The following is a 21,287-nucleotide window of genomic DNA, read 5'->3' on the forward strand; positions in this document are numbered from 1 at the left end:
GTCAGGCCCGCTCCGGCCGGCGCTCGCCGGGCAGGTGCCGGTCGATGAAGGACCGGAACACGTTCAGCCCACTTGCGGTGCAGATGCTCTCCGGGTGGAACTGGACCGACTCGATCGGCAGGTCGCGGTGGCGCAATCCCATCACGTAGCCGTCGTCCTCGGCGCGGGCGCTGATCTCCAGGCAGTCCGGGACGGTGTCCTCCTCGACGATCAGCGAGTGGTAGCGGGTGGCCGCGAACAGCTGCGGCTGCGCGGCGAAGCAACCCCGTCCGTCGTGCATGATCCGGCTGGTCTTGCCGTGCATCAGGTGCTTGGCGGGGCGGACCGTGCCGCCGAACGCGGTGCCGATCGCCTGATGGCCGAGACAGACGCCGAACATGGGGATTCGGCCGGCGAATGTGGTGACCAGCTCGACGTGTCCGGATTCGACCGGGTGGCCGGGGCCGGGGCCGAGCACCAGCAGGTCGGGGGCCTCGGCGGCGATCCGGTCCGGGCCGGCCTCGTCGCTGCGTAACACGAGCGGTTGCGCACCGAGGCTGCGCAGATACTGGTGGATGATGTAGACGAAGCTGTCGTACGCGTCCACGACGATGGTCTTCACAGCAGCTCCTCGCCCGTGACGGCCCAGACCGCCGCGCTCATCTTGGCCAGCGTCTCGCGCCATTCGCGGCTCGGGACGGAGTCGGCGACCACCCCGGCCGAGGCCCGGGTGCGGTATCCCGTGCCGTCGCCGACGACGGCGCGGATGGACAGCGCCAGCACCATCTCGCCGGAGAAGTCGATGTGGCCGAACGCGCCGGCGTACAGGCCGCGGCGGCTCGACTCGGTCGCCTCGATGATCTCCATGGCGCGGATCTTGGGGGCGCCGGTCATGGTGCCGGCCGGGAACGTCGCGGTGATCACGTCGTACGCGTCGGTGTCCGGCTCGAGCCGCCCGGTGACGTTGGAGACCAGGTGGAAGACGTGCGAGAAGTCCTCGACCACCATCATCTCGTCGACCTCGACGGTGTCGGCGCGGCAGATCCGGCCGAGGTCGTTGCGGCACAGGTCGACGAGCATGACGTGCTCGGCGATCTCCTTGTCGTCGGCGCGCAGCGCGGCCACCCGCCGCTCGTTCTCGACCTCGTCCGCGCCGCGCGAGGTGGTGCCGGCGATCGGGCGCATGGCGATCGCGTCGCCCTCGACCCGGACGAACAGCTCGGGGCTGGAGCCGATCAGGGTACGTCCGGCGATCGGGAGCAGGCACATGTACGGCGACGGATTGCGCTGCCGCAGCCGCCGGTAGATCGTCAGCTCGTCCACGTCGCTCTCGATGCACAGTTCGTGGCCGATCTGGATCTGGTAGATGTCGCCCACCCCGATGTGGTGGAGGCAGCGGGCGACATCGGCGACGTACGCGTCCTCGGTGGTGCTGTCGCTGATCGACCGCGGGCGGGGCACGGGCGGCAGTCCGGCATCCGGCTCGGGTGCGGCGGTCAGCGCGGCGGTGACCGCGGTCAGGTCGAGCCCCGGCCAGTCCGGCGACTCGTGCACCAGCAGCCGGGCACTGTTGTCCCGCAGGTCGACGTGGACCTGACCCTGGTAGAGCACGAACGTCACGTCGGGCGGCCCGTCGGGGTCCTCGATGACGTACGGCAGCTTCTCGAGGTAGCGGACCGCGTCGTACCCGAGGAAGGTGAGGAATCCGAGGCCCGGCTGCGGCGTGCCGCCGGTGTCGAAGCGGGCCTGCACGGCCCGCACGAAGCCCCACAGCGCGGGGTCGTCCGGCAGGCGCAGCCCGTCGGAGGTCTCGACCAGGGTGCCGGTGCCGATCCCGGCCGCCACGGCCTTGTCGCGCACGGCGGCGACGCCGGTGACCTCCACGGCGCCCCGGCGCACCGATATCTCCAGCAGCGGCTGGAAGCCCACGGTCGCCGACCGGCGGTCGGAGGCGGGTCCGGACAGCGATTCGAGCAGGTAGACGCCGGCCGCTCCGAAGATGGGGCGCAGGGCCAGGTAGGCGGCCAGGGGGTTCGGGCAGGGCACGGCGGTCTGCCGGGTCCGTACGTCGATGCGGGATGCGTCCGGTGGATCGGAAAAAGGCATGGGGGTCTCTCCGGAGAAATGCGGGGAATGGGCGGGGAATAGTCGTCGACGGCGGCGATACGAGGTAATGCCGTCACGCTTATTTCTGTCGGGAATCTTCCAGCAATTCCACAGCATCGTTGGAGGCCGGGACACGGACGCGGGAATCGGTCATCGAGCGCCACGCCGCTACCGCGGACAATGCCGCGACCAGCCCGCAGAGCAACCAGAAACGGTCACCGGCAGCGGCCCAGACGGCGACGCCGAGCGGTGGCCCGATCGCGGCGCCGAGTCCGAACATCGACTGGGACGCGCCCAGGTACCGGCTGCGCAGCGCGACCGGTCCGGCCCCGGCCGGGTAGGCGGTGAGCGTCGGCGACCCGATCACCTCGCCGACCGACCAGACCAGCGTGGCCACGACCAGGCCGGCGAACTGCAGCGGCAGCGCGTAGGCGCTGAGCCCGGCGCCGACCAGCAGGATCCCGGCAGCCGCCGCCACCCGGCCGGACCAGTGCCGCACCCACCGGGTGACCACCAGTTCCAGCGCGATCACCACGGCCGCGTTCACCGCCACGCAGACGCTGTAGACAGTGGTCGGCAGTCCGGCGTCGCGCACGGTCAGTGGCAGCGTCGCGAGGTACTGGTTGTAGACGGCCGCGAACCCGAGGATCGCCAGCAGGAACAGCAGGTAGCGGCGGTCGGCCAGCAGTGCGCGGTAACTCGCTCGTGGCTCGGCCCCGGCCGGTGGCTCGGCCCCGGCTCGCGGCTCGGCCGGGGCCGGACGGTCGTGGGGCAGCGACAGCCCGATCGCGACCACGCTCAGCGCCGCCAGGGCCTCGACCCAGAACAGCACCGGGTACGAGATCGCCACCAGCGCCGCGCCCAGCAGCGGCGCGGCCGTGGTGCCGAGGTTCGTGGCGAGCCGGTACATGGCGAAGACCAGCACCTGCCGCTCGGCGGGGGTGTATCGGCTGACCACCTCGGCGGCGGCGGGCCGGTACAGCTGGCTGGCCGCGCCGACACCTGCCACCATCGCCAGCAACGCCGGATATCCGGGGACGTAGAGCACCGCGACAGTGCACAGCGCGGTCGCCGACATGCTGGCGGCCACCGCGAGCCGGCAGCCGACCTGGGCCGCCAGCCAGCCCCCGCCGAGAGTGCCGAGCACCGCACCCGCACCCAGCGCGCCCAGGGCCGTACCGGCCTGGACCGTGCTGAAGCCCCGCTGCGTCAGGTAGAGCACCAGGAAGATCTGCAGGAAGCCGCCGAAGCGGTTCACCAGAATCCCGGCGATCACGGCCTTGACTGGCCGCGGCGCCTGACGCCACGTCGCCAGGACCCCGTCGGCGGCGGGCGCGCTGCCCGGCGTACTCATCCGCGCACCGCCACCGCGGGCTCGGCGACGATCAGGCGAACCGCGTCCTCGGCGGCGTCCAGGATCCGCTCGCACTCCTCGGCGCTGCCGCCCGCGGCGACCAGGACCGCGTACCGGCCGGTGTGCGAGGCGGGCGGCAGCTCCAGGACGTGCCCGGGTCCGGCCAGGGCGCGGGCCAGCACGATCCCGGACGGCAGCCGGTCCGAGACGATCTCCACCTCGCCGACCACGGTCTCCACCGGTGGGTAGAGGAACCGCACGGCCGCCGCCGGATACCCGGCCGGGCCGGGCTCCGGGCGCTCCCCCAGGGCGAGGGAAGCCGCCGCCAGCGCGGCGTCCGCTCCGGTCACCAGACGACCGAGGTACGAGATCAGGTCACCGCCGCTGCGGGCATTGACCTCGACGAGCCGGGGACCGTACGCGGTGAGCCGCCACTCCGAGTGCGTCCAGCCCCGGGTGACCCCGAGCGCGGCGTGCACCAGCCCGAGCACCCGCAGCAGCTCCGGGTCGCGCACCAGCGGGTCGTCGCGCGAGACGACGTGTCCGACCTCCTCGAAATTCGGCAGCGGGCTGAGCTGCTTGCGGGCCACGTAGAGCGGGGTGACCACACCGTCCCAGACCAGGGAGTCGACGCTGATCTCCGGGCCGTCCAGATATTCCTCGACGAGCACCGCCGAGTCGAACCGCTCCCGCACCTCCGGCATGGTGATCCCCCGGGTGGCCGGGAAGATCTCGGCGAGTTCCCGCTCGTCGCGGGCCAGCCGGGTGCCGGTGCTGCCGACCAGCGCGCGGGGCTTGACGACCACCGGATAGCCGGTGGACCGGGCCGCGGCGAGCGCCTGCGGCAGCGTGTCGACCAGGGTCGACACCGGCTGCGGGCCACCGGCTGCGGCGACCGCGCGCCGGGTGGCGTGCTTGTCACGGCAGGCGAGCACCGCCGCCGGGGTCAGTCCGGGCAGGCCGAGCCGCTGCGCGACGTGGGCTGCGGCCAGGATCCGGGTCTCGTCCCAACAGACGATCGCGTCCGGGGAGAGCCGGCGGGCCTGCTCGGTCATCCGGTCCGCATCGAGCGTGTCGATCACGGTGTGACCGGCCGCGTAGGCGCTCTCCCAGGTGGGTTCGGTGTCGACGAAGAGCCAGACCCGATGGTGGGCGCCGACCGACTCCAGCATGTGCCAACGGGTCTCCCGGTCCATCGGGCAGACCACGATCAGCAGGGGTGAGGTGGACATGGCGGTTCCTTTCAGCCGTGGACGACCGCGCTGCCGGCCGGGAACAGCTCCCGGACGGCGGTGATCGCCGCGTCGAGCCGCTCCCGGTCCAGTCCGGGCACGCCGAAGGCGTAGAAGATCGGCTGGGTGGTGCCGTCGTCGATCCGGGTACGGTGGTCGGGTCCCTGAAAGACGGACGCGATGATCCCGGCCCCGTCGCGGATCACCGGCTCACCGGCCCGGCACACCACGTCACCGCGCATCCCCGCGAAGGTCTCCCCGTCCTCGGCGAGGTCGAGCAGCAGGTCGCCCCGCATCCCCTCGGCGTCCTGGACGCCGAGCAGCACGCCGGTGCCCATCTCGGCGTAGAGCAGCGCGCGGACGAGCGGCGGCACCGGGGGCAGGCCCTTGCGTCGAGCGCCGGCGAGTTGGCCGGGCAGGGGGCAGCGGTGACCCTCGACCCGGAAGAACGTGTCGGCCGCCGCGACCGCCCGCTCGATCCGGTCCGCGTCACGCTCGATCGTCGCGGCCACGTCCAGGGCGGCCGCCCTGGCTGGGAAATCGGCGTCGATCACCACGTCCGTGATCATGGCGAATTGCAGATCCGGGAATCGGTCACGCAACGTGGCGCTTCGCTCTGCCTTCATATTCCATTCCGTTCCATTGACTGGGACAACTGACATGCATTCCGCGGCGACTTGCGGCGGAGGAATAAAATTCAGCGCGAACCTATCTTGCAATCGCCGGAGGGTGCCTGGTGGTCCGAATCGCGCTTCGGTCCTCTTTCCATCGCCGAGGCTCGCGGTGGCCGTTGCGCAGCCAGATAGGGATAACCGGACGTGCCGCCGGAAGCGGCCGCGCCCGCCGGCAGATACCCCGGATCCTGCCGCCCCGCGAGCTGCCTGGTGTGGAAGGCACGCCACGCACGTATCCGCTGATCCAAGGTGACGATCTCATCGCGCAGGCCCCGCTCGGCCGGGCTGTCGCCGAGATCGGCCACCACCGGCACCAGCGGGACGAAGTCCGGTCGGTGCAGGGCCAGCACGTGCCGCACCTCCGGGGTGGTCTCCAGCGCGTCGACCTTCTCCGGGAGCACGCCGTAGAGGTGCGCGTCGAGCATCTGCCAGCTCTCGCACTGCACGGCGCTGGCGTTGCCGGTCTGCTCCCGGAACCCGTGGAAGTGGGCGGGCGGCATGGTCCGTACGGAATGAAAGATCTTGATCAGGGGCCAGGCGAACTGCCCGGCGGCGCGCACGTGACGGGTCGCGCCGGCCAGGTCACCCGCGCCGATCGCGGCGAGCGCCTGCCGCACGCACAGCAGCGCGCCCCAGAACAGGCACTCACCGAGCTGGATCTGGGCAAGGAAGGCGACCTCGTCGTGGCAGGTGGTCTGCGGGAACAGCAGCAGCCGCGCGATCGCGGCGGCGCCGGACCGGTCCCGCGCCACCTCCCCGAGGGTGCGCCCGCCGGCCGGCATGGTCAGCCACTGCGAGCCGACCGGGCGGCCGCCGAGCCGGCCCGGGACCATCTCCCGGATGTCGGCCAGCACGAGATACCTGTCGCGCGCCACCTGCGGGGAGAAGTCCCGCTTGGCCAGGCTGGTGACACCGGCCAGGGCAGCCAACTCGAACTCCAGTTGTGCCTCCAGGATCCGGCGGAAGACCAGCCAGACGTGGGCGCGCTCGGCCGGTGTGGCGGTGTTGCCCTCGACCCGCAGCAGGTGGCGCAGCAACCCGACCGACGCGTACTGCTCGTAGCGGGGTTTGTCGTGCGTGAGCAGGTAGTCCTGCGCGTCCAGGAACTGCCCCGCGGTCTCCACCGCCCGCCGTGCGAACGGGCCGAGCGCGCCGCTGTCCTTGCGGACCGCCGCTGTCGCCTCGGTCAGTGTCCGGACCTGCTCGGTCAGGGCCGCGTCGCCACGCATCGCGTCGCGTCCCTCCCGGTGCGCCCGGTCGGTGTAATCGGACAGGTTGAAGGTGTCGAGCAAGGTCCACAGCCGGTTCGTCCCGGTCATCCGCCTACCCCCGATGGCCTGTGTGCGGACGGCTTTGCGATCGAGCACTCGGCGACGCTGCCAGCACGAAGATCAGCAAGGAGATGTCCGACCAGGACTCTGCCGGTGTCCGGGGCGACGGAGCGAGTAGTCCGTACGAATCCGTACGCCCGGCGCCGACCACGGGGAAAGGCACGCCGATGAACGACGACACCAGCCGCCCTCCGGCGCCCGGCCCGGGCCAGCCGCGGTCCGTCGACGAGTTCGTCGGCGCCCTGAAGAATCTCTGGAACTGGGCGAACATGCCGTCGTACCGGGTCCTCGCGAAGCGCATCTCGGCCGATCCGGAGGCCGTCGCGGTCTCGCACAGCACGGTCGCCGACATCTTCAAGACCGGCCGCCGTCGCCTCGACATCGACCTGGTCGTCCGGCTGGTCCGGGCGCTCGGGCTGGACCCCGCCCAGGTCGCCGCATGGCGCGACGCGTGCATCACCGCGCACGCGGCCACCCAGCGTTCCGAGTCGGTCGAGGCGCTGCGTCAGCTACCCCACGAGCTGGCCGGGTTCGTCGGCCGCGAGCCGCAGCTGGCCGGCCTGCGCGCCTGGATCGACGAGGCCGGGCACTCCCCACACCCGCTGGTGGTCGTGGTCGAGGGCATGGCCGGCATCGGCAAGACGCAGTTCGCCATCCGGGTCGCTCATGAACTGATCCGCGACGGCCGGTACGCGGACGTGCAACTGTTCACCAACCTGCGCGGCTTCGACCGGCAGCGCGCCCCGATCGACCCGGGCGAAGTGCTCGACTCGTTCCTGCGGCGCCTCGGGGTGCCCGGCTCCCGAATCCCGGCCGACCTCGACGGGCGGGCCGCGATGTATCGTGACCGGCTCGCCGGGCGCGAGGCGATCGTCGTGCTGGACAACGTGGCGAACGAGGAGCAGGTGCGTGATCTGCTGCCGACCAGCCCGTACAGCCTGACGATCATGACGAGCCGGCGCAGCCTGGCCGGGCTCCCACACGTACGCCAGATCGCGCTGCCCGCGTTCACCCCGGACGAGGCGCTGCGGATGCTGCGCACCACGGCCAGCGCCGACAAGGTCGCCGACAGGCGCGCCACCACCGAGGTCGCCGAGCTCTGCGGCCACCTGCCGATCGCTGTCGCGCTGGCCTCGCAACGCCTGCGGGCACGCAGCTCGTGGACTGTGCAGAACCTGGTGGAGTACCTGCGGACGCACGGCCTGGACGGGCTGTCCGCCGGCGGCAGCACGGTCCGCGCCGTCTTCGAGCTGTCCTACCGCGAGCTGGACGACGAGCAGAAGCGGCACTACCGGCTGCTGGCCCTGCACCCCGGCGACGCGCTGACCCCCGGCTCGGTGGCCGCGCTGACCGGGCTGACCCCACCGGCCGCGCAGGCGTTCCTGGAGTCGATGCTCGACCAGAACCTGCTGCAACAGCGCGGGCCGAACGCGTACGACTTCCACGATCTGCTCCGGGCGTACGCGCGGGACCTGGCCGTGCGGGAGGACGAGCCAGCCCGGGACGCGGCGCTGGCCCGGGTCTTCGACCACTACGTGGCCACCGCGGCGGCGGCGATCCGGGAGCTGTACCCGTACCGGTGGCTGCCGGACCGTGGCACCGGGCCGGCCGACTACTTCCCGCACCCGGACGCGCTGACCTGGCTCGGTGAGGAGAGCACGAACCTGCTGGCGGTGGCGAGCGCGGCCGGGCCGGAGCGGGTCGTCGACATGGCCGCGATCCTCGGCCACCATCTGCAGGCCGGCGGGCACTTCGGGGCGAACGAGCAGCTGCAGGTCGCCGCCGCCGAAGCCGCCCGGAAGCTGGGTGACCTCGCCGGGCGCAGCACGGCCCTGCTCAACCTGGGGGCCAACTATGCCTGGACGAGCTTCCACACCGAGGCGCTGAGCTGCCTCGCCGAGGCACTGAGCGGATTCCGGGAGCTCGGCGACCGGCAAGGCGAGGCGGACGTGCTCAGCACGCTCGGGCTCTGCCACGACATGTCGAGCCAGTTGCTGGACGGCGTGCAGCACTACCTCGCGGCACTGGCCGTCTTCGCCGAGCTGGACGACCAGGCCGGGGAGGGCCGGGTGATGTGCAATCTGGGCTTCGCCTACGAGCGTCTCGGCCGCTACGAGGAGTCGCTGTTCTGGTCACGGCAGGCGGCGGATCGGCTGCGGGCGATCAACGCACGGGTGGCCGAGGGCCGGGTGCTGACAAACGTGGGGCGCAGCCTGGCCTGGACCGGGCGGTTCGAGGAGGCGACCGAGATGGTGAAGCAGGCCCTGGAGATCGGCCGGTCGACCGGCGACCGTACCGGGGAGGGCGCGGCGCTCAAGGGGCTCGCGTTCGTCCACGAGCGTGCGGGGCGACCGTCACGCGCGATCCCGCTGCTGCAACAGGCCCTGGAGACGTTCGACAGCACGGGCAACCGAGCCGACGAGTGCCGGGCGCTGAGCCGCACCGGCGCCTGCCTTCTCGACCTGGGCGAGGTCGTCGAGGCGATCGCGGTGCTGACCCGGGCCCTGGACGCGAGCCGGGCGATCGCCGACCGGGTGCTGCAGGCCGAGGTGCTCAACAGCCTGGGCGTGGCACTGCTCCGTACCGGGCACCCGGATCAGGCCCTGGAGTGCCATCGGGAGGCCGCCGAGCACACCGCGCGCACCGGCGACCGGCACGAGGCGGCGCGGGCCCAGCGGTACCTGGGCGACGCCTACGCCGAGCTGGGCGACCCGGTGGCCGCCCGCGAACACCGGGAGCGGGCCGTGCACGAGTTCCGTGCCCTGAACCTGCCGGAGGCGGACCTGGTCCAGGGCGCCCTCGACCGGGCCGCGATCGGCGAGGCCTCCCCGGGCGCGCCCGCCCGGAGCCGCTGACGGCCGTCGCCCACCCGAGAGGCCACAACAGCTTGACCGCTGGTCAGAACGCCGCCACGCGCAGCTCGGCGAACGCCAGGCCCAGGGTGACCGGGGTGAAGTGCGCGTTCAGGCCGCTGGGGTTGGGCAGCACCCACAGCCGGGCGCCGGCCAGCGACTCCGGCTGCGGCCCGAAGGTGGCCTTCGGCCGCTGGAAACCGATCCGGTACGCGGTCACCCCCACCACGGCCACCCAGCGCGGCCGGTACCGGGCCACCTTGTCGGTCAGGATCGCCGCACCGTCGAGGAGTTCCTCGGTGCTCAGCTCGTCCGCGCGGGCGCTGGCCCGGGCGGCCATGTTGGTGATGCCGAGCCCGAGCGCGGGCAGCTGGTCCTGTTCGCTGGGGTGCAGCAGTCGAGGGGTGAACCCGCCGCGGTGCAGGGCGGGCCAGAACCGGTTACCGGGCCGGGCGAAGTGCCAGCCGGTGGCAGCCGACCAGAGGCCCGGGTTGATGCCGACGAAGAGCACCGCCAGCCCCGGCGCGAGCACGTCGGGGATGGTCCGATCGGCGGCGGCGGCCAGCTCCGCCCGGGTCGGCCGGGGATGCCGGATGCCGGAGGGGCGGACCGGGCCGGGGGTCACAGCCCGCGCAGCGCGCCGCCGTCGACCGGCAGGGTGATCCCGGTGAGGTAGCTCGCGGCGGGGGAGAGCACGAACGCGGCCACCCGGCCGAACTCGGCGGGGTCGCCGAGGCGGCGCAGCGGGATGCCGGCCTCCGCGTCGGCGCGGGCGCGATCCGGGTCGCCGGTCGCGGCGAAGAGCTCCCGGTTGCGGTCGGTCATGATCCGGCCGGGCAGCAGCCCGACCACCCGGACACCACGCGGGCCGTAGTCGTCGGCGATGTCCTTCGCCGCGCCGACCAGGCCGGGCCGTAGACCGTTGGAGATGCCCAGGCCGGGCACCGGGCCGCGGGCCGAGGTGGAGAGCACCAGCCCGATCGCGCCGCCCTCGGGCAGCGCGGCGGCGACCGTGCGGACCGCGCGGATGGTGCCCAGGAAGACGGTTTCGAAGGAGAGCCGCCACTGCTCGTCGGTGATCGCCGCGGCGTTGCCCGCCGGTGGGCCGCCGACCGAGATCAGCGCGCCGTCGAGCCGGCCGAAGTGCTCTCGGGCGGCGGCGACGAGCTGCTCCGGGGTCTCCGGGTCGGTCAGGTCCGCGGTCAGCCCGACGGCGTGCTCCGGGCCGCCCAACTGCTCGGCGGCGGCGGCCACCGCGGCCGGGTCCCGGGCCGAGAGCACCACCCGTGCGCCGTCGGCGACCAGGCTCTGCGCTGTCGCGTATCCCAGGCCGCGGGAGGCGCCGGTGAGGACGTACACGCGGTCGGTCAGTCCGAGATCCATAACTCCGATCCTGCCGCATCCGGTACCCCGTCGCCAGCACGGGTGGATACCCGTGGGGCGGGGCGCAGCAGGCGTACCCGGCCGGCGATCTGCACCGCGACGGCGCTGCCGGCGCGGCCCACCGCCGGCACCCGGCGCGGACGCGGCGCCCGACGCCCGTCGTAGCGCAGGCGGGCCTCCCGGACTGCCAACTCCTCGGCCGCCGCCGGGGGGAGCGCGTGCTGGTCGTGCAGCGCCCGGGCCAGGTCCCAACCGTCGCGCAGCGATCCGGCGGTGGGCCGCCGGGCGGCCCAGTCGGCGAAGGTGGTCGACCACCTGGCACCGAGGCCGGCGGCGAGCAGTGGCCAGTGCCGGGCCACCTCGCCGGCCCGCTTGCGCAGCAGGGCCGCGCGGGTGGCGACCAGCGGGCCGGGCGCGAACCCCGCCGGTGGCTCAGCCCCGGCGACCAGCGCCGCGACCAGTTCGGCCTGCCGCTCGGCGAGCCCGGCGCGGGGGGTGGGCGCGGAGCCGCCCTGGGGTGTGCCCGTCATGTCACGGTCGGGAAGCCCGCGGCGGTGGCCAGGGCGTCCAGTTCGGCGCGGAGTTCGGCGGCCGGCGGATAGTGGCCGTCGCGCTCCAGCAGTAGCGCCGGCGGTCGCCGCCGGGCGCAGAGCGCGCCGACCAGCTCCAGCACCGCCGCCGGCACCGGGTCGGTGTGGGTGTCGTGGTAGAAACCGCCGTGCTCCGCGCCGCCGGCCACGTGGGCGTACGCGACCCGTTCCAGCGGCAGGCGGTCCAGCAACGCCAGCGGGTCGGTGCCCCGGTTGCGGGCGTTGGCGTGCACGTTTGCCACGTCCAGCAGCAACAGTGCCCCGGTCCGCTCGAGGATCTCGGTGAGGAAGTCCGCCTCGGTCAACTCGTCGTCGGGCCAGTCGAGCAACGCGGCGATCGGTTCGAGGGCGATCGGCACCGGCAGCTCGGCCTGTGCCCGCGCCACGTTGGCGCAGACCGCGTCGACGGCTTCCCGGCTGCGCGGCAGTGGCAGCAGGTGGCCGGCCTCCAGGCCGCCGGCCCGGACGAACGCGATGTGTTCGCTGACCAGCGGGGCGTTCAGGCGTTGTGCCACAGCGGCCAGGTGCGCGACCCGGGCCCTGTCGACCGGCTCGGCGCCGCCGAGGGAGAGCCGCACCCCATGGGGTACGACTGTCACCGCGCGGTCCCGCAGCTGCGTCAGGCCGGGCGGGAGCGGCCCGGAGGCGGAGACCCCCTCGGCCACCACCTCGACGAAGCGCAGGCCGGGCAGCTCGGCCACGAAGCCGGCGATCTCCGGACGCCAGCCGATGCCAACTCCGGACGGGCCGGTCATCCGCCGCACCCGCCGCCGCCCCCGCACCCGCCGCCTCCACCGCCGCAGGAGCTGCCGCCGTCCCCGCCGGAGCTGTCCCCGCCACCGGAGGACCCGTCGGAGCCGCCCGTCCAGCCGCCGCCGGAGGCGGCCTGGCGCTGAATCTCGGCCTGCTCGGCGAAGCCCGGGTCGAGCGCCCAGAGCGAGGCGGTGCCGTACAGGGCCACGCCCATCGCCGCGCCGGCCGCTCCGTAGGTGGCGTAGGCGGGCGCGGAGGCCGGCGCGAGGTGGGTGTGTTCGCGGCGGACGGACCGTAGGGCGGTGCGACCGGCCCGGGTGAGCATGGGTGCCCGGCGCAGCACCAGCGTGATGGTCAGCAGCGGAACCAGGGTCAGCAGCAGGTAACCCACCGGGCGACCGCTGACCAGGCCGGAGACCAACCGGAGCACGCCGAGGCCCAGCAGGGCGAACAGGACCATGGACCAGAAGCGGGCACGGGCGCGCTGCGCGTCGTCGGTGATCAGGCCGCGCTGCTCCAGGCCGTCGCGGATCTGGTCCAGCGCGGTGCGCACGCGCTCGTCCTGCGGCAGGTCCCGGACCCGGGAGTGCTGGTGCGCGGCCCAGTGGACGGCCTGGTCCAGCGGGGTGAGCCCGGGCGGCGGGGCACCGCCGGTGGTCAGCCGACGGTCCGGTCGTACGCCGACAGCGCCGCTGCCGCGCAGCCCGCCCAGCGCCGCGTGCACAGCGAGCTGAGGGCCACCGTTGAGGTACGCGACCTGCTGCGCGCCGAGTGGATCGACTGTGGTGTGCCCCGGGGCGGTCAGCAGGCGGATCCGGTGGTACACCGCGATCGCCACCACCAGGATGGCCGCCGCGACGTAGTACCGGAGGAAGGTCGGGCCGGAGATGCCCCAGGTGTCGCCGGACGCGGCGTGGACGTTCATCGACTGCTCCTGTCACCGGAGGGATCGGCGGCCCCATTGTGGAGCAGCCTCGCCACGGGCGTCCGACCGGTGTGCGCGCGGTCAGTGGCGGCGGACCGCCTCCTCGACGAGGTCGAGCACCGGGCCCAGGTCACCGGCCGGTCGGCCCATGGCCAGGTGCAGCACCAGGCCGTCGTAGGCCAGCTCCAGGAACTGGGCCAGCACGTCGATCGGTACGTCCTCGCGCAGCACCCCGGCGTCGCGTTGGCGGGCCAGCCGGTCCCGGGTCGCCTCCGCGATCGCGGCGGACCGCTCCGCCCACCGTCGGGCGAACGCCGGGTCGGTGCGCAGTCGCCGGGAGACCTCCAGTTGGCTGCCCAGCCAGCCGGTGGTGTCCGGCGAGACGGCGCGGGCGAGCAGATCGCGCATCACCTGCACCAGACCGTTGCGGGCCACCGTCTCGACCATGGCCGCGGCGTCGTCCTCGGCGACGGCGAGGAAGAGCGAGTCCTTGTCGCGGAAGTGGTGGAAGATCGCGCCTCGGGACAGGCCGGTGGCCTCCTCGAGGCGGCGTACGGTCGCCCCCTCGTAGCCGAGCCGGGCGAAACACGCCCGGGCCGCGGCGAGGATCTCCTGCCGGCGAGCGTCGAGCTGGTCCTGGCTTACTCTGGGCACAGGTCGATCGTTGCAGGTCACCCCGGGGCACGCAAACCGTACGTACGGCTTGGGATGTCGCCGATTACCATCGCCCGGTGACCCAGCCCCGCACCCTGCCCAGCTCCCCGCTGACAGTGGCCACCGTCCAGGCCACCCCCACACCGGGCGACGTCGCCGGCAACGCGGTCATGGCCGCCGACCTGGTCCGCCGAGCCGGCGAGCGGGGCGCCCGGGTGGCCGTCCTGCCGGAGCTGTTCCTCTGCGCGTACCACCCGCCGGTTCTCGCCGCCGACCCGGCCGGCACTGACGTCGCGGCCGATCCGGCCGGGATGGTCGCGGATCCCCGGCTCGACCCGCTGCGCGTCGCGGCGCGCGAGGCCGGCGTCACCGCGCTGGTCGGCGCGGCCGTCCGGCACCCGGACGGCCGGCGGACCATCGCGGCGCTGGTGGTGGACCGGACCGGCGAGGTGCGGGTCGGGTACGACAAGCAGCAGTTGTGGGGCGACGAACGGGAGCTGTTCGCCCCCGGCGATCGGGGTGCCACGCTGCTCGTCGACGACTGGCGGCTGGGGCTGGGCATCTGCTACGACGGTTGTTTCCCGGAGCACGGCCGGGCCGCCGCCCTCGACGGCGCGCACGCCTACCTGTGCCCCAGCGGATACCTGGCCGGCTCCGAGCACCGCCGCGATCTCTACTACCCGGCGCGTGCCCTGGACAACACGATGTTCGTGGTCTTCGCCAACGCGGTCGGCGGTGTCGAGCCGTGGCGGTTCAACGGCGGCGCGGCCATCTACGACCCCGAGGGGCGGGTGCTGGCTCGCGGCGCCGACGACGGGGCGGCGGTGCTGGTGGCGACGCTGGATCCCGCCGTGCTCGTGGCCACCCGGGCGGCCCACTCGATGCTCGCCGATCGCCTGTCGGACCAGGGCTGCCCGCGGCTGTCGATGCCTGGCTGAGCCCGCCGTCAGCTCGATACCCGCCGCATCTGTTGGCGGACACGTCGGTCCCGTAGGGTGCCCGAGTGCCACTGCTCCTGCTGGACCTGGACAACACCCTGCTGGATCGGGCCGGGCCGTTCCGCCGCTGGGGTGAGCGCTTCCTGGACAGCATCGGCGCGCCCCACACCGACATCGACTGGTTGGTCTCGATCGACGCCGACGGGCTGACCGATCGCTGGGACCTCGCCGACGCCATCCGGGACCGCTACGAGCTGCGCATCCCCTCGATCGACCTGGTCGAGGAGCTGCACGACGGGGTGGTGGCGCAGACCCGGCTCGACCCGCTGACCGCCTGCGCGCTGCGGATCGCCGACGACGCCGGCTGGGTGCCGGTGGTGGTCTGCAACGGCAGCGTACGCGTCGAGGACGCCAAGATCCGCCAGACCGGGCTGGACCAGTACGTCGCGGACTGGGTGATCTCCGAGGAGGCTGGCGTCAGCAAGCCCAACCCGAGAATCTTCGCGCTCGCCGCCCAGCGGGTCCGGATGCCGCTGCGGGGGGCGTGGGTGATCGGTGACAGCCCGGAGGCGGACATCGGTGGCGCCGCCGCCGTCGGGTTGCCCAGTGTCTGGCTGCACCGAGGGCGCACCTGGTCCGACGTGCGGTTCGCGCCGAGTCGCACGGTGGACGGGTTGATCGCCGCGGTCGCCACGGTCCTGGCCCGCTGAGGGTTCCCGCGCTGGGGTTGGGCGTCGGAGCGGCCCGTTCCGGTGGTGGCGCGGTAATTCGGTTGACCGGCCGCCGTGGTGGTACCAGCATTGTCCGCGCATGGTGCATCCCGGGCGTGTGCCCGGTCGAGGAGAGGGGGTCGGTCATGGCCGTCTTCGCAGGTCGCTTCCAGCCGCCTATCTCAGCCTCGACCAAGGGACCGTCACCACAGTGCGCGATCATGACCTTCCGGCGCTGGAGCGCCGCAGCCGCGGCAAGAGCCGCTTCGACGACGACGAACCGCAGTTTCTGAAGCGCGGGCGGCCCACCGAGCCGCTCGCAGACCCGGACAGCGAGCCCGACCCGGACACCGGCGAGCGCTGGTCGTCCTGGGACGACGCCGTACACGGGCCGCATCCGCATCCGGCCTGGCTGGTCACCGAGTTGGCCGCCAAGGACACCGAGTTGGGTGTGCTCAAGACCGGCAAGGAGGCGGACGTCCACCTCGTCCGTCGGGCGGTGCCCGACACCGACCGGTCCTGCCTGCTCGCTGTGAAACGCTACCGCGATCCTGAACACCGGCTGTTCCACCGCGATGCCGGCTACCTGGAGGGCCGCCGGGTGCGCCGGTCCCGGGAGAACCGGGCGATGGCTGGCCGGACGGCGTTCGGCCGGCAGATGATCGCCGGGCAGTGGGCGGCGGCCGAGTTCGCCGCGCTGGCCCGGCTCTGGGAGATCGGCGCCGGGCACGACCGGATCGCCGTGCCGTACCCGGTGCAGTTGCGGGGCACCGAGTTGATGCTGGAGTTCGTCGGTGACGCCGAGTCGGGGGAGGCCGCGCCCCGACTGGCCCAGCTGCGCCCCGACCCGAGCGAACTGCGTGACCTGTGGGCCCAGTTGGTGGAGGCGCTGCGGGTGCTGGCTCGGGCCGGTTACGCGCACGGCGACCTGTCGCCGTACAACCTGCTCGTGCATCAGGGCCGGTTGGTCGTCATCGACCTGCCGCAGGTGGTCGACGTGGTGGCGAACCCACAGGGGCCGGAGTTCCTGGCCCGCGACGTGCGGGTGGTCGGCGCCTGGTTCGCGGCCCGGGGTCTCCCCGCCGAGCAGGTCGACCCCGGCGTGTTGACCGGAGAGCTGCTGCACGAGGCGGGCCTGCGCTGATCGGAGCGGGTCGGGCGGTCACTCCGCCCGACCCGCCACCCGGCTATTGCAGGTAGCGCTCCACCTCGGGCTTGGGGCGTTCGCCCTGGGCGTCCGGGTCGCCGTGGGTCTCGCGGGCGGCCCGTCGGCGGCGCAAAAGGTCCCAGCACTGGTCGAGGGACTCCTCCAGGGCGCGCAGTCGCTCGCTCGCCTCGCCCTCGGTGCCCGACTCGTGGGCCTGGGCGTCGGCACGCAGCTTGTGTTCCTCGTCGACCAGCTCGGAGATCCGGTTCAGGATGGTCTTGTCGTCCATGCCACAGAGCCTGGCACAGGGTGCCGGGCATCGCCCGGATTCGGGGGTACCGGTGCGTCCCGGGTCACTGGCCCGCACCGTCCGGCCCGACGCCGCCCGTCTGGTGCCGATGCCGCAGCCAGGTCGGCCGCGCGCGGCCGTTTCGTGCGTCGCGCCGGGGTCCCGGCCCACCCGGCGCGGTGCTGCGCCTGAGTATCCATTCAGGATTTGCGCAAGGCAAGAACATCGATGAATGTGCGTGCGCTTAGATGGAAATTGCGCCATCCGCAAGTCTGGAGGTGCCCCTCGTTTGATGAGATGCTGCCGTCGGCCCAGAAGGTGAAAGTTTCATCAACCTGCCCGACCGAAGTGGACCGCTTCGGTCGCCGGGACGACGAGGAGACGTGGTTCGATGTCGCAGGTGTCCGAGGCGCGCCCCGCCACCGTCAGCACCGAGCCAAGGACGATTCCGTTACGCCGCGCTGTGCCGGCACTGGTCCGCGATCCGCTGGGCGCGCTCGTCGGCTTCGCCCAGGACGCCGACGGCGACGTCATCCGGCTCAACCTCGGCTCGTTCCGCCCCTACCTCGTCAGCCATCCTGAGCACCTGCAACGCGTGCTGCGGGACAACGTTGCCAACTACACCCGGGACGGCGACGGGTTGCTCTGGCGACCCGTCCGCCGGATCGTCGGTGACGCCATCCTTGTCGCCGAGGGTGAGATCTGGGAGTCCAGCCGAGGCGCGCTGCAACCGTTGTTCACCGCCAAACGAGCCGAGACGCTCGTCGACAAGATGGCCGAGGCGATCAACGAGGCGGTCGACGAGTGGCTCGAACCGGCACTCGCCGGTCGCCCGATCGACGGTGGCGCCGAACTGACCCGGATCGTCCTACGCACCACCATGCGGGTGCTCTTCGCCGACCGGATCTCCGTCCCCGACGCCCTGCGGATCAGCGCCGCGCTGGACACCGTCACCACCGCGATGCTTCCCCGACTGCTGATGCCCGCAGTGCCGTACGCGGTGCCGATGCCCGGCGACCGGCGCTTCCGCGACGCGGTGCGCACCATCGACGAGGTGGTGCTGCCGATCATCCGGGAGGCCAGGGCCCGTCCCACCGACGGCGACGACATCATCTCCACGCTCTGCCGGCCGCGCGCCGACGGCAGCGAACCCGACGAGTACGCCATCCGCGGCGACGTGGTCGCGATGTTCTCCACCGCCACCGAGACCACCATCGCCCTGCTCTCCTGGCTCTGGCCGGTGCTGTCGTCCCGGCCCGACGTGGCCGAGCGGATGACCGACGAGATCGAGCGGGTCGTCGGCGCCGAACGGGTCGGCCGCGAGCACCTGCCCCAGCTGCGCTACGGCCGGATGGTGCTCGACGAGATGCTGCGGCTCTACCCGGCTGGCTGGATGATCCCGCGCACCGCCGTCGCCGACGACGTGCTGGGCGGGGTACGGATCAAGGCCGGCGGCACCGTGCTGGTCAGCCCGTACGTCACCCAGCGGATGTCGACGTTCTGGACCGACCCGGCGCTCTTCGACCCGGAGCGGTTCGCGCCGGAGCTGCCCCGGCGGCGCTACCGCTACTCCTACTTCCCGTTCGGCGGAGGCCCGCACCAGTGCCTCGGGCAGTACCTGTTCCTGCTGGAGGCCCAGCTCATCGTCAGCACCGTGCTGAGCCGCTATCGCTTCCGGCTACGCGAACCGGTCGACCTCACCCCTCGGATGGGCGCCTCGCTGCAACCGAAGCAGCGGCCCGAGCTCATCCTCACCCCGGTCGAGCGCCCGGTCGCATCGTGACGGAGACCCCGCGACCGGCTCGGGCCGGTCAGGACGCGGTCGCCGAGCAGGGCCGGGTGTGCGCACTCGCCGTCCGGGGCGTACGCGACCTCCAGGATGTCACCGCCGCCCATCCCGAGCTGTTCGACGCGGCGCCGTTCGACGCGGCGCTGCTCAGTTCGGTGGCCACCGCCATCGCCTTCACCGCGCCGTGGCACACCGCCGCGGAGCTGCGGATCACCACCCGTACCCTGCTCTGGGTCTTCGCCGCCGACTGGCAGGTCGACTACCTCGCGCGGTCCGTCGACGACGTGCGGGAGGTGGTGACCGACTGCCTCGCGGTGGCCGACGGCGCCGCGCCACCACCGGGGCGCCACCTGGCCCGGCTGCTCGCCGACCTGCGCGACGAGCTGACCACCGTCCCGGCGTTCGTCCGGCTGCGACCGATCTGGCGTGACGAACTGGCCCGGATGCTCGCCGCAGTGGCGCGGGAGTGGGACTGGAAGCACCTGCCGACCGACCCGACCACCGGACGGCGGCTGCCGGACCTGGACCGCTACCTGGACAACGCCGACAACCTCGCCTGCTCCTTCGTCAACGTCACCCACTGGATCGCCACCGGCGACGACCGGACCCTCGCCCAGCTGACCGACCTGCTGGACGCCGGTCGTGGCGTGCAGCGCGTACTGCGGTTGGTCAACGACCTGGCCACCCACGGCCGGGACTCCGAGTGGGGCGACCTGAACGCCCTGCTGCTGGTCGACGACCCGGCGCAGGTGCACGACCGGCTGGCCGAACTGACCGCCCGGTGCCGAGGGGACCTGGCCGCCCTCGCCGAGCGGTGCCCCCGCCAGGCGGACTACCTCAACCGGCAGATCTCCTTCACCGGCGGCTTCTACCAACTGTCGGACTTCTGGGGGGCGCGCGATGAGTGACGGCGCCACCCGGGTGTTCGCCGACGAGGCGACCGCCGCCGACCCGGTCGCCGACGCCGCCCGCGAGCTGATCGCCGGCCTGGCGCTGCGGCCGTGGGGGCAGGTCGCCCCCTCGGTGTACGAGAGCGGCCGGCTCGTCGCCGGCGCGGCCTGGCTGCCGGGACACCACCAGCGGATCGGTTTCCTGCTGCGCGAGCAGCGCCCGGACGGCGCGTGGGGCCCACCCGAGGGGTACGCCCTGGTGCCCACGCTCAGCGCCACCGACGCTCTGCTCGCGGCGCTGGCCGACGGCCGATGGGCCGGTGCGGACCTGCTCGCCCCGGTGGCACGCGGACTGGACGCGCTCACCGGCCGGCTGCTCGCCACGCACGCGCGGGCGTTGCCGGACACCCCGGCGTTGGACCTCATCGTCCCCGCGCTTGTCGAGTCGATCAACGGCCGGTTGGCCAGGCTGGATCGGACGACCGCGGAGCGGCTGCCCCGTCCGCCGCTGGCGCTGCCCGCGGGGCTCGGGTCCGACCGGCTGCGCGCGGTCCGCGCCGCGGTGGCCGCCGGGGCGGCGCTGCCGACGAAGCTGGCCCACTTCTACGAGCTGCTGGACGCGACACCGGCCGACGCCGGACCGACCCTGACCGCCGTCGGCGCGTCACCCGCAGCGACCGCCGCATGGCTGACCGCCGCCGGCCCGGCCGCCGGCCCCGCCGCGCACGCCTTCCTGCGGGAATTGATCCGCGAGGCTGACGGGCCGGTGCCCTGCCCGACCCCGATCACCGTGTTCGAGCGGGCCTGGGTGCTCAGCGGCCTGCGCCGCGCCGGTGTCGCTGTCAATCCGCCGGCGACAGTGCTGCGGACACTGGCCGCCGCCACCGGTGCCGAGGGCATCGCCACCGGCGAGGGCCTGCCGACCGACGCCGACACCACATCGGTCACGCTGGACGCACTGGCCCGGCTCGGCCGCCGCGCCGACCCCGCCAGCCTGTGGGCGTACGAGACGGCGGACGGCTTCTGCACCTGGCCGGGGAGCGAGGACGGCTTCTCGGTCACCACCAACGCACACGTGCTGGACGCGTTCGGCCAGTACGTGGCCACACACCCCGGCGCGAACGCCCGGTACCACCGGACGGTCGAGCGGCTCAGCGCCGTGCTGCCGGCACACCAGCTCGCCGACGGCCCCTGGCAGGACCGGTGGCACGCCTCGCCGTACTACGCCACCGCCTGCTGCGTGCTGGCGCTGGCCGAGTTCGGGCGGGGTGCGGCCGCCGCCGAGGCGGTGGATCGGGCGGCCGGCTGGGTGCTGAACAGCCAGCGCGCTGACGGTTCGTGGGGGCGGTGGGACGGCACCGCCGAGGAGACCGCGTACGCCCTCCAGGTGCTGCTGGCGGTGCCGACGACAGTGCCACGGGTGGACGACGCGGTGGCCCGTGGGCACGCCTACCTGCACGAGTCCGCCGGCCGGCAGCACCCTCCACTGTGGTACGGCAAGGAGCTGTACTGTCCGACGGTCATCGTTCGCGCCACGGTGCTCGCCGCCTGCCGGCTGGCCGGCATTCGTGCCTCGGGCGTGGACCGATCGGTGGTGGATTGCGGTTACCAGTCAACAAAAACAGCGACTTGAGGGGTTGTGTGGACACTGCTAGCGTACGCAGAGCCTCAGCCCGGATGCCCCGCTGTGG

The 21,287-nt window shown here is 73.2% G+C and carries 20 protein-coding genes; 7 read left to right on the plus strand and 13 right to left on the minus strand.

Annotated elements, in window-relative coordinates; all coding sequences use genetic code 11:
• Nucleotide 1: 1 nt before the first annotated feature.
• The 6 genes from OH804_RS03440 to OH804_RS03465 form a co-directional block, all read right to left on the minus strand.
• Complete coding sequence (locus tag OH804_RS03440) at nucleotides 2-601, minus strand: aminodeoxychorismate/anthranilate synthase component II (protein ID WP_307788791.1); 600 nt, start codon at nucleotides 599-601, stop codon at nucleotides 2-4.
• On the minus strand, nucleotides 598-2,085 hold the full coding sequence (locus OH804_RS03445) for an anthranilate synthase component I family protein (RefSeq protein ID WP_196924391.1): 1,488 nt from the start codon (nucleotides 2,083-2,085) through the stop codon (nucleotides 598-600). Before OH804_RS03445 ends, OH804_RS03440 begins: the two co-directional genes overlap by 4 nt.
• A gap of 79 nt (nucleotides 2,086-2,164) precedes the next feature.
• Complete coding sequence (locus OH804_RS03450) at nucleotides 2,165-3,439, minus strand: MFS transporter (protein WP_196924390.1); 1,275 nt, start codon at nucleotides 3,437-3,439, stop codon at nucleotides 2,165-2,167.
• On the minus strand, nucleotides 3,436-4,671 hold the full coding sequence (locus OH804_RS03455; protein WP_406062677.1) for an ATP-grasp domain-containing protein: 1,236 nt from the start codon (nucleotides 4,669-4,671) through the stop codon (nucleotides 3,436-3,438). Before OH804_RS03455 ends, OH804_RS03450 begins: the two co-directional genes overlap by 4 nt.
• 11 nt (nucleotides 4,672-4,682) lie before the next feature.
• Nucleotides 4,683-5,297 (minus strand): hypothetical protein, encoded by a 615-nt coding sequence (locus tag OH804_RS03460; RefSeq protein ID WP_406062679.1) that lies wholly within the window; start codon nucleotides 5,295-5,297, stop codon nucleotides 4,683-4,685.
• 71 nt (nucleotides 5,298-5,368) lie between these two features.
• The gene (locus tag OH804_RS03465) at nucleotides 5,369-6,664 is read right to left on the minus strand and encodes a hypothetical protein (RefSeq protein WP_406062681.1); all 1,296 of its coding nucleotides are present in this window, start codon (nucleotides 6,662-6,664) and stop codon (nucleotides 5,369-5,371) included.
• A gap of 179 nt (nucleotides 6,665-6,843) precedes the next feature.
• On the opposite strand from OH804_RS03465, the gene OH804_RS03470 reads away from it, so the two are divergent.
• A complete protein-coding gene (locus OH804_RS03470) occupies nucleotides 6,844-9,531 on the plus strand; it encodes a tetratricopeptide repeat protein (protein WP_406062683.1) in 2,688 nt (895 codons plus the stop codon).
• Nucleotides 9,532-9,574: 43 nt separating this feature from the next.
• Here the strand turns inward: OH804_RS03470 and mug are convergent, their stop codons facing one another.
• The 6 genes from mug to OH804_RS03500 form a co-directional block, all read right to left on the minus strand.
• Nucleotides 9,575-10,153, minus strand: coding sequence for a G/U mismatch-specific DNA glycosylase (mug, locus tag OH804_RS03475; protein WP_406062685.1), 579 nt, complete (start codon nucleotides 10,151-10,153; stop codon nucleotides 9,575-9,577).
• Entirely contained in the window at nucleotides 10,150-10,911 is a 762-nt protein-coding gene (locus OH804_RS03480) for an SDR family oxidoreductase (protein ID WP_196924384.1), read from the minus strand. Before OH804_RS03480 ends, mug begins: the two co-directional genes overlap by 4 nt.
• Nucleotides 10,896-11,441: a hypothetical protein gene (locus OH804_RS03485; RefSeq protein WP_406062687.1), complete on the minus strand. Its 546-nt coding sequence runs from the start codon at nucleotides 11,439-11,441 to the stop codon at nucleotides 10,896-10,898. Before OH804_RS03485 ends, OH804_RS03480 begins: the two co-directional genes overlap by 16 nt.
• Nucleotides 11,438-12,256, minus strand: a complete 819-nt coding sequence (locus OH804_RS03490) for a DUF692 domain-containing protein (protein ID WP_406062689.1) — start codon at nucleotides 12,254-12,256, stop codon at nucleotides 11,438-11,440. The genes OH804_RS03485 and OH804_RS03490 overlap by 4 nt, the downstream gene beginning before the upstream one ends.
• On the minus strand, nucleotides 12,253-13,179 hold the full coding sequence (locus OH804_RS03495) for a TIGR04222 domain-containing membrane protein (protein WP_406062691.1): 927 nt from the start codon (nucleotides 13,177-13,179) through the stop codon (nucleotides 12,253-12,255). Before OH804_RS03495 ends, OH804_RS03490 begins: the two co-directional genes overlap by 4 nt.
• Nucleotides 13,180-13,260: 81 nt before the next feature.
• The gene (locus OH804_RS03500) at nucleotides 13,261-13,833 is read right to left on the minus strand and encodes a TetR/AcrR family transcriptional regulator (RefSeq protein ID WP_091403732.1); all 573 of its coding nucleotides are present in this window, start codon (nucleotides 13,831-13,833) and stop codon (nucleotides 13,261-13,263) included.
• 77 nt (nucleotides 13,834-13,910) lie between these two features.
• On the opposite strand from OH804_RS03500, the gene OH804_RS03505 reads away from it, so the two are divergent.
• The 3 genes from OH804_RS03505 (at nucleotide 13,911) to OH804_RS03515 (ending at nucleotide 16,625) form a co-directional block, all read left to right on the plus strand.
• Nucleotides 13,911-14,771 (plus strand): carbon-nitrogen hydrolase family protein, encoded by an 861-nt coding sequence (locus OH804_RS03505; RefSeq protein WP_406062693.1) that lies wholly within the window; start codon nucleotides 13,911-13,913, stop codon nucleotides 14,769-14,771.
• Between the two features lie 65 nt (nucleotides 14,772-14,836).
• Entirely contained in the window at nucleotides 14,837-15,481 is a 645-nt protein-coding gene (locus OH804_RS03510) for an HAD family hydrolase (RefSeq protein ID WP_196924380.1), read from the plus strand.
• Nucleotides 15,482-15,692: 211 nt separating this feature from the next.
• Nucleotides 15,693-16,625 carry a serine protein kinase RIO gene (locus tag OH804_RS03515; RefSeq protein ID WP_196924379.1) on the plus strand — a complete coding sequence of 311 codons (933 nt, stop codon included), beginning with the start codon at nucleotides 15,693-15,695 and terminating at the stop codon, nucleotides 16,623-16,625.
• A gap of 43 nt (nucleotides 16,626-16,668) precedes the next feature.
• On the opposite strand, the gene OH804_RS03520 is transcribed toward OH804_RS03515, so the two are convergent.
• Entirely contained in the window at nucleotides 16,669-16,917 is a 249-nt protein-coding gene (locus tag OH804_RS03520; protein ID WP_091403743.1) for a DUF2630 family protein, read from the minus strand.
• 445 nt (nucleotides 16,918-17,362) lie between these two features.
• Between OH804_RS03520 and OH804_RS03525 the strand changes: the two genes are divergently transcribed.
• Genes OH804_RS03525 through OH804_RS03535 form a run of 3 tightly spaced genes read left to right on the plus strand, consistent with a single transcriptional unit; the run spans nucleotide 17,363 to nucleotide 21,229 of the window.
• On the plus strand, nucleotides 17,363-18,700 hold the full coding sequence (locus OH804_RS03525; RefSeq protein ID WP_406066406.1) for a cytochrome P450: 1,338 nt from the start codon (nucleotides 17,363-17,365) through the stop codon (nucleotides 18,698-18,700).
• Entirely contained in the window at nucleotides 18,697-19,614 is a 918-nt protein-coding gene (locus OH804_RS03530; RefSeq protein WP_196924378.1) for a terpene synthase family protein, read from the plus strand. Before OH804_RS03525 ends, OH804_RS03530 begins: the two co-directional genes overlap by 4 nt.
• Nucleotides 19,607-21,229, plus strand: a complete 1,623-nt coding sequence (locus OH804_RS03535; protein ID WP_406062697.1) for a prenyltransferase/squalene oxidase repeat-containing protein — start codon at nucleotides 19,607-19,609, stop codon at nucleotides 21,227-21,229. The genes OH804_RS03530 and OH804_RS03535 overlap by 8 nt, the downstream gene beginning before the upstream one ends.
• Nucleotides 21,230-21,287: the final 58 nt, after the last annotated feature.

Origin of the sequence: Micromonospora sp. NBC_00860 (assembly GCF_045207375.1) — a bacterium.
Taxonomy (GTDB): domain Bacteria; phylum Actinomycetota; class Actinomycetes; order Mycobacteriales; family Micromonosporaceae; genus Micromonospora; species Micromonospora vinacea.

Bases quoted from the DNA above. Each gene is read 5' to 3' on its own strand.
- OH804_RS03450 (WP_196924390.1), bottom strand. From the start codon at position 3,439: ATGAGTACGCCGGGCAGCGCGCCCGCCGCCGACGGGGTCCTGGCGACG.
- OH804_RS03445 (WP_196924391.1), bottom strand. From the start codon at position 2,085: ATGCCTTTTTCCGATCCACCGGACGCATCCCGCATCGACGTACGGACC.
- OH804_RS03480 (WP_196924384.1), bottom strand. From the start codon at position 10,911: ATGGATCTCGGACTGACCGACCGCGTGTACGTCCTCACCGGCGCCTCC.
- OH804_RS03485 (WP_406062687.1), bottom strand. From the start codon at position 11,441: ATGACGGGCACACCCCAGGGCGGCTCCGCGCCCACCCCCCGCGCCGGG.
- OH804_RS03490 (WP_406062689.1), bottom strand. From the start codon at position 12,256: ATGACCGGCCCGTCCGGAGTTGGCATCGGCTGGCGTCCGGAGATCGCC.
- OH804_RS03460 (WP_406062679.1), bottom strand. From the start codon at position 5,297: ATGAAGGCAGAGCGAAGCGCCACGTTGCGTGACCGATTCCCGGATCTG.
- OH804_RS03520 (WP_091403743.1), bottom strand. From the start codon at position 16,917: ATGGACGACAAGACCATCCTGAACCGGATCTCCGAGCTGGTCGACGAG.
- OH804_RS03465 (WP_406062681.1), bottom strand. From the start codon at position 6,664: ATGACCGGGACGAACCGGCTGTGGACCTTGCTCGACACCTTCAACCTG.
- OH804_RS03535 (WP_406062697.1), top strand. From the start codon at position 19,607: ATGAGTGACGGCGCCACCCGGGTGTTCGCCGACGAGGCGACCGCCGCC.
- OH804_RS03495 (WP_406062691.1), bottom strand. From the start codon at position 13,179: ATGAACGTCCACGCCGCGTCCGGCGACACCTGGGGCATCTCCGGCCCG.
- OH804_RS03470 (WP_406062683.1), top strand. From the start codon at position 6,844: ATGAACGACGACACCAGCCGCCCTCCGGCGCCCGGCCCGGGCCAGCCG.
- OH804_RS03455 (WP_406062677.1), bottom strand. From the start codon at position 4,671: ATGTCCACCTCACCCCTGCTGATCGTGGTCTGCCCGATGGACCGGGAG.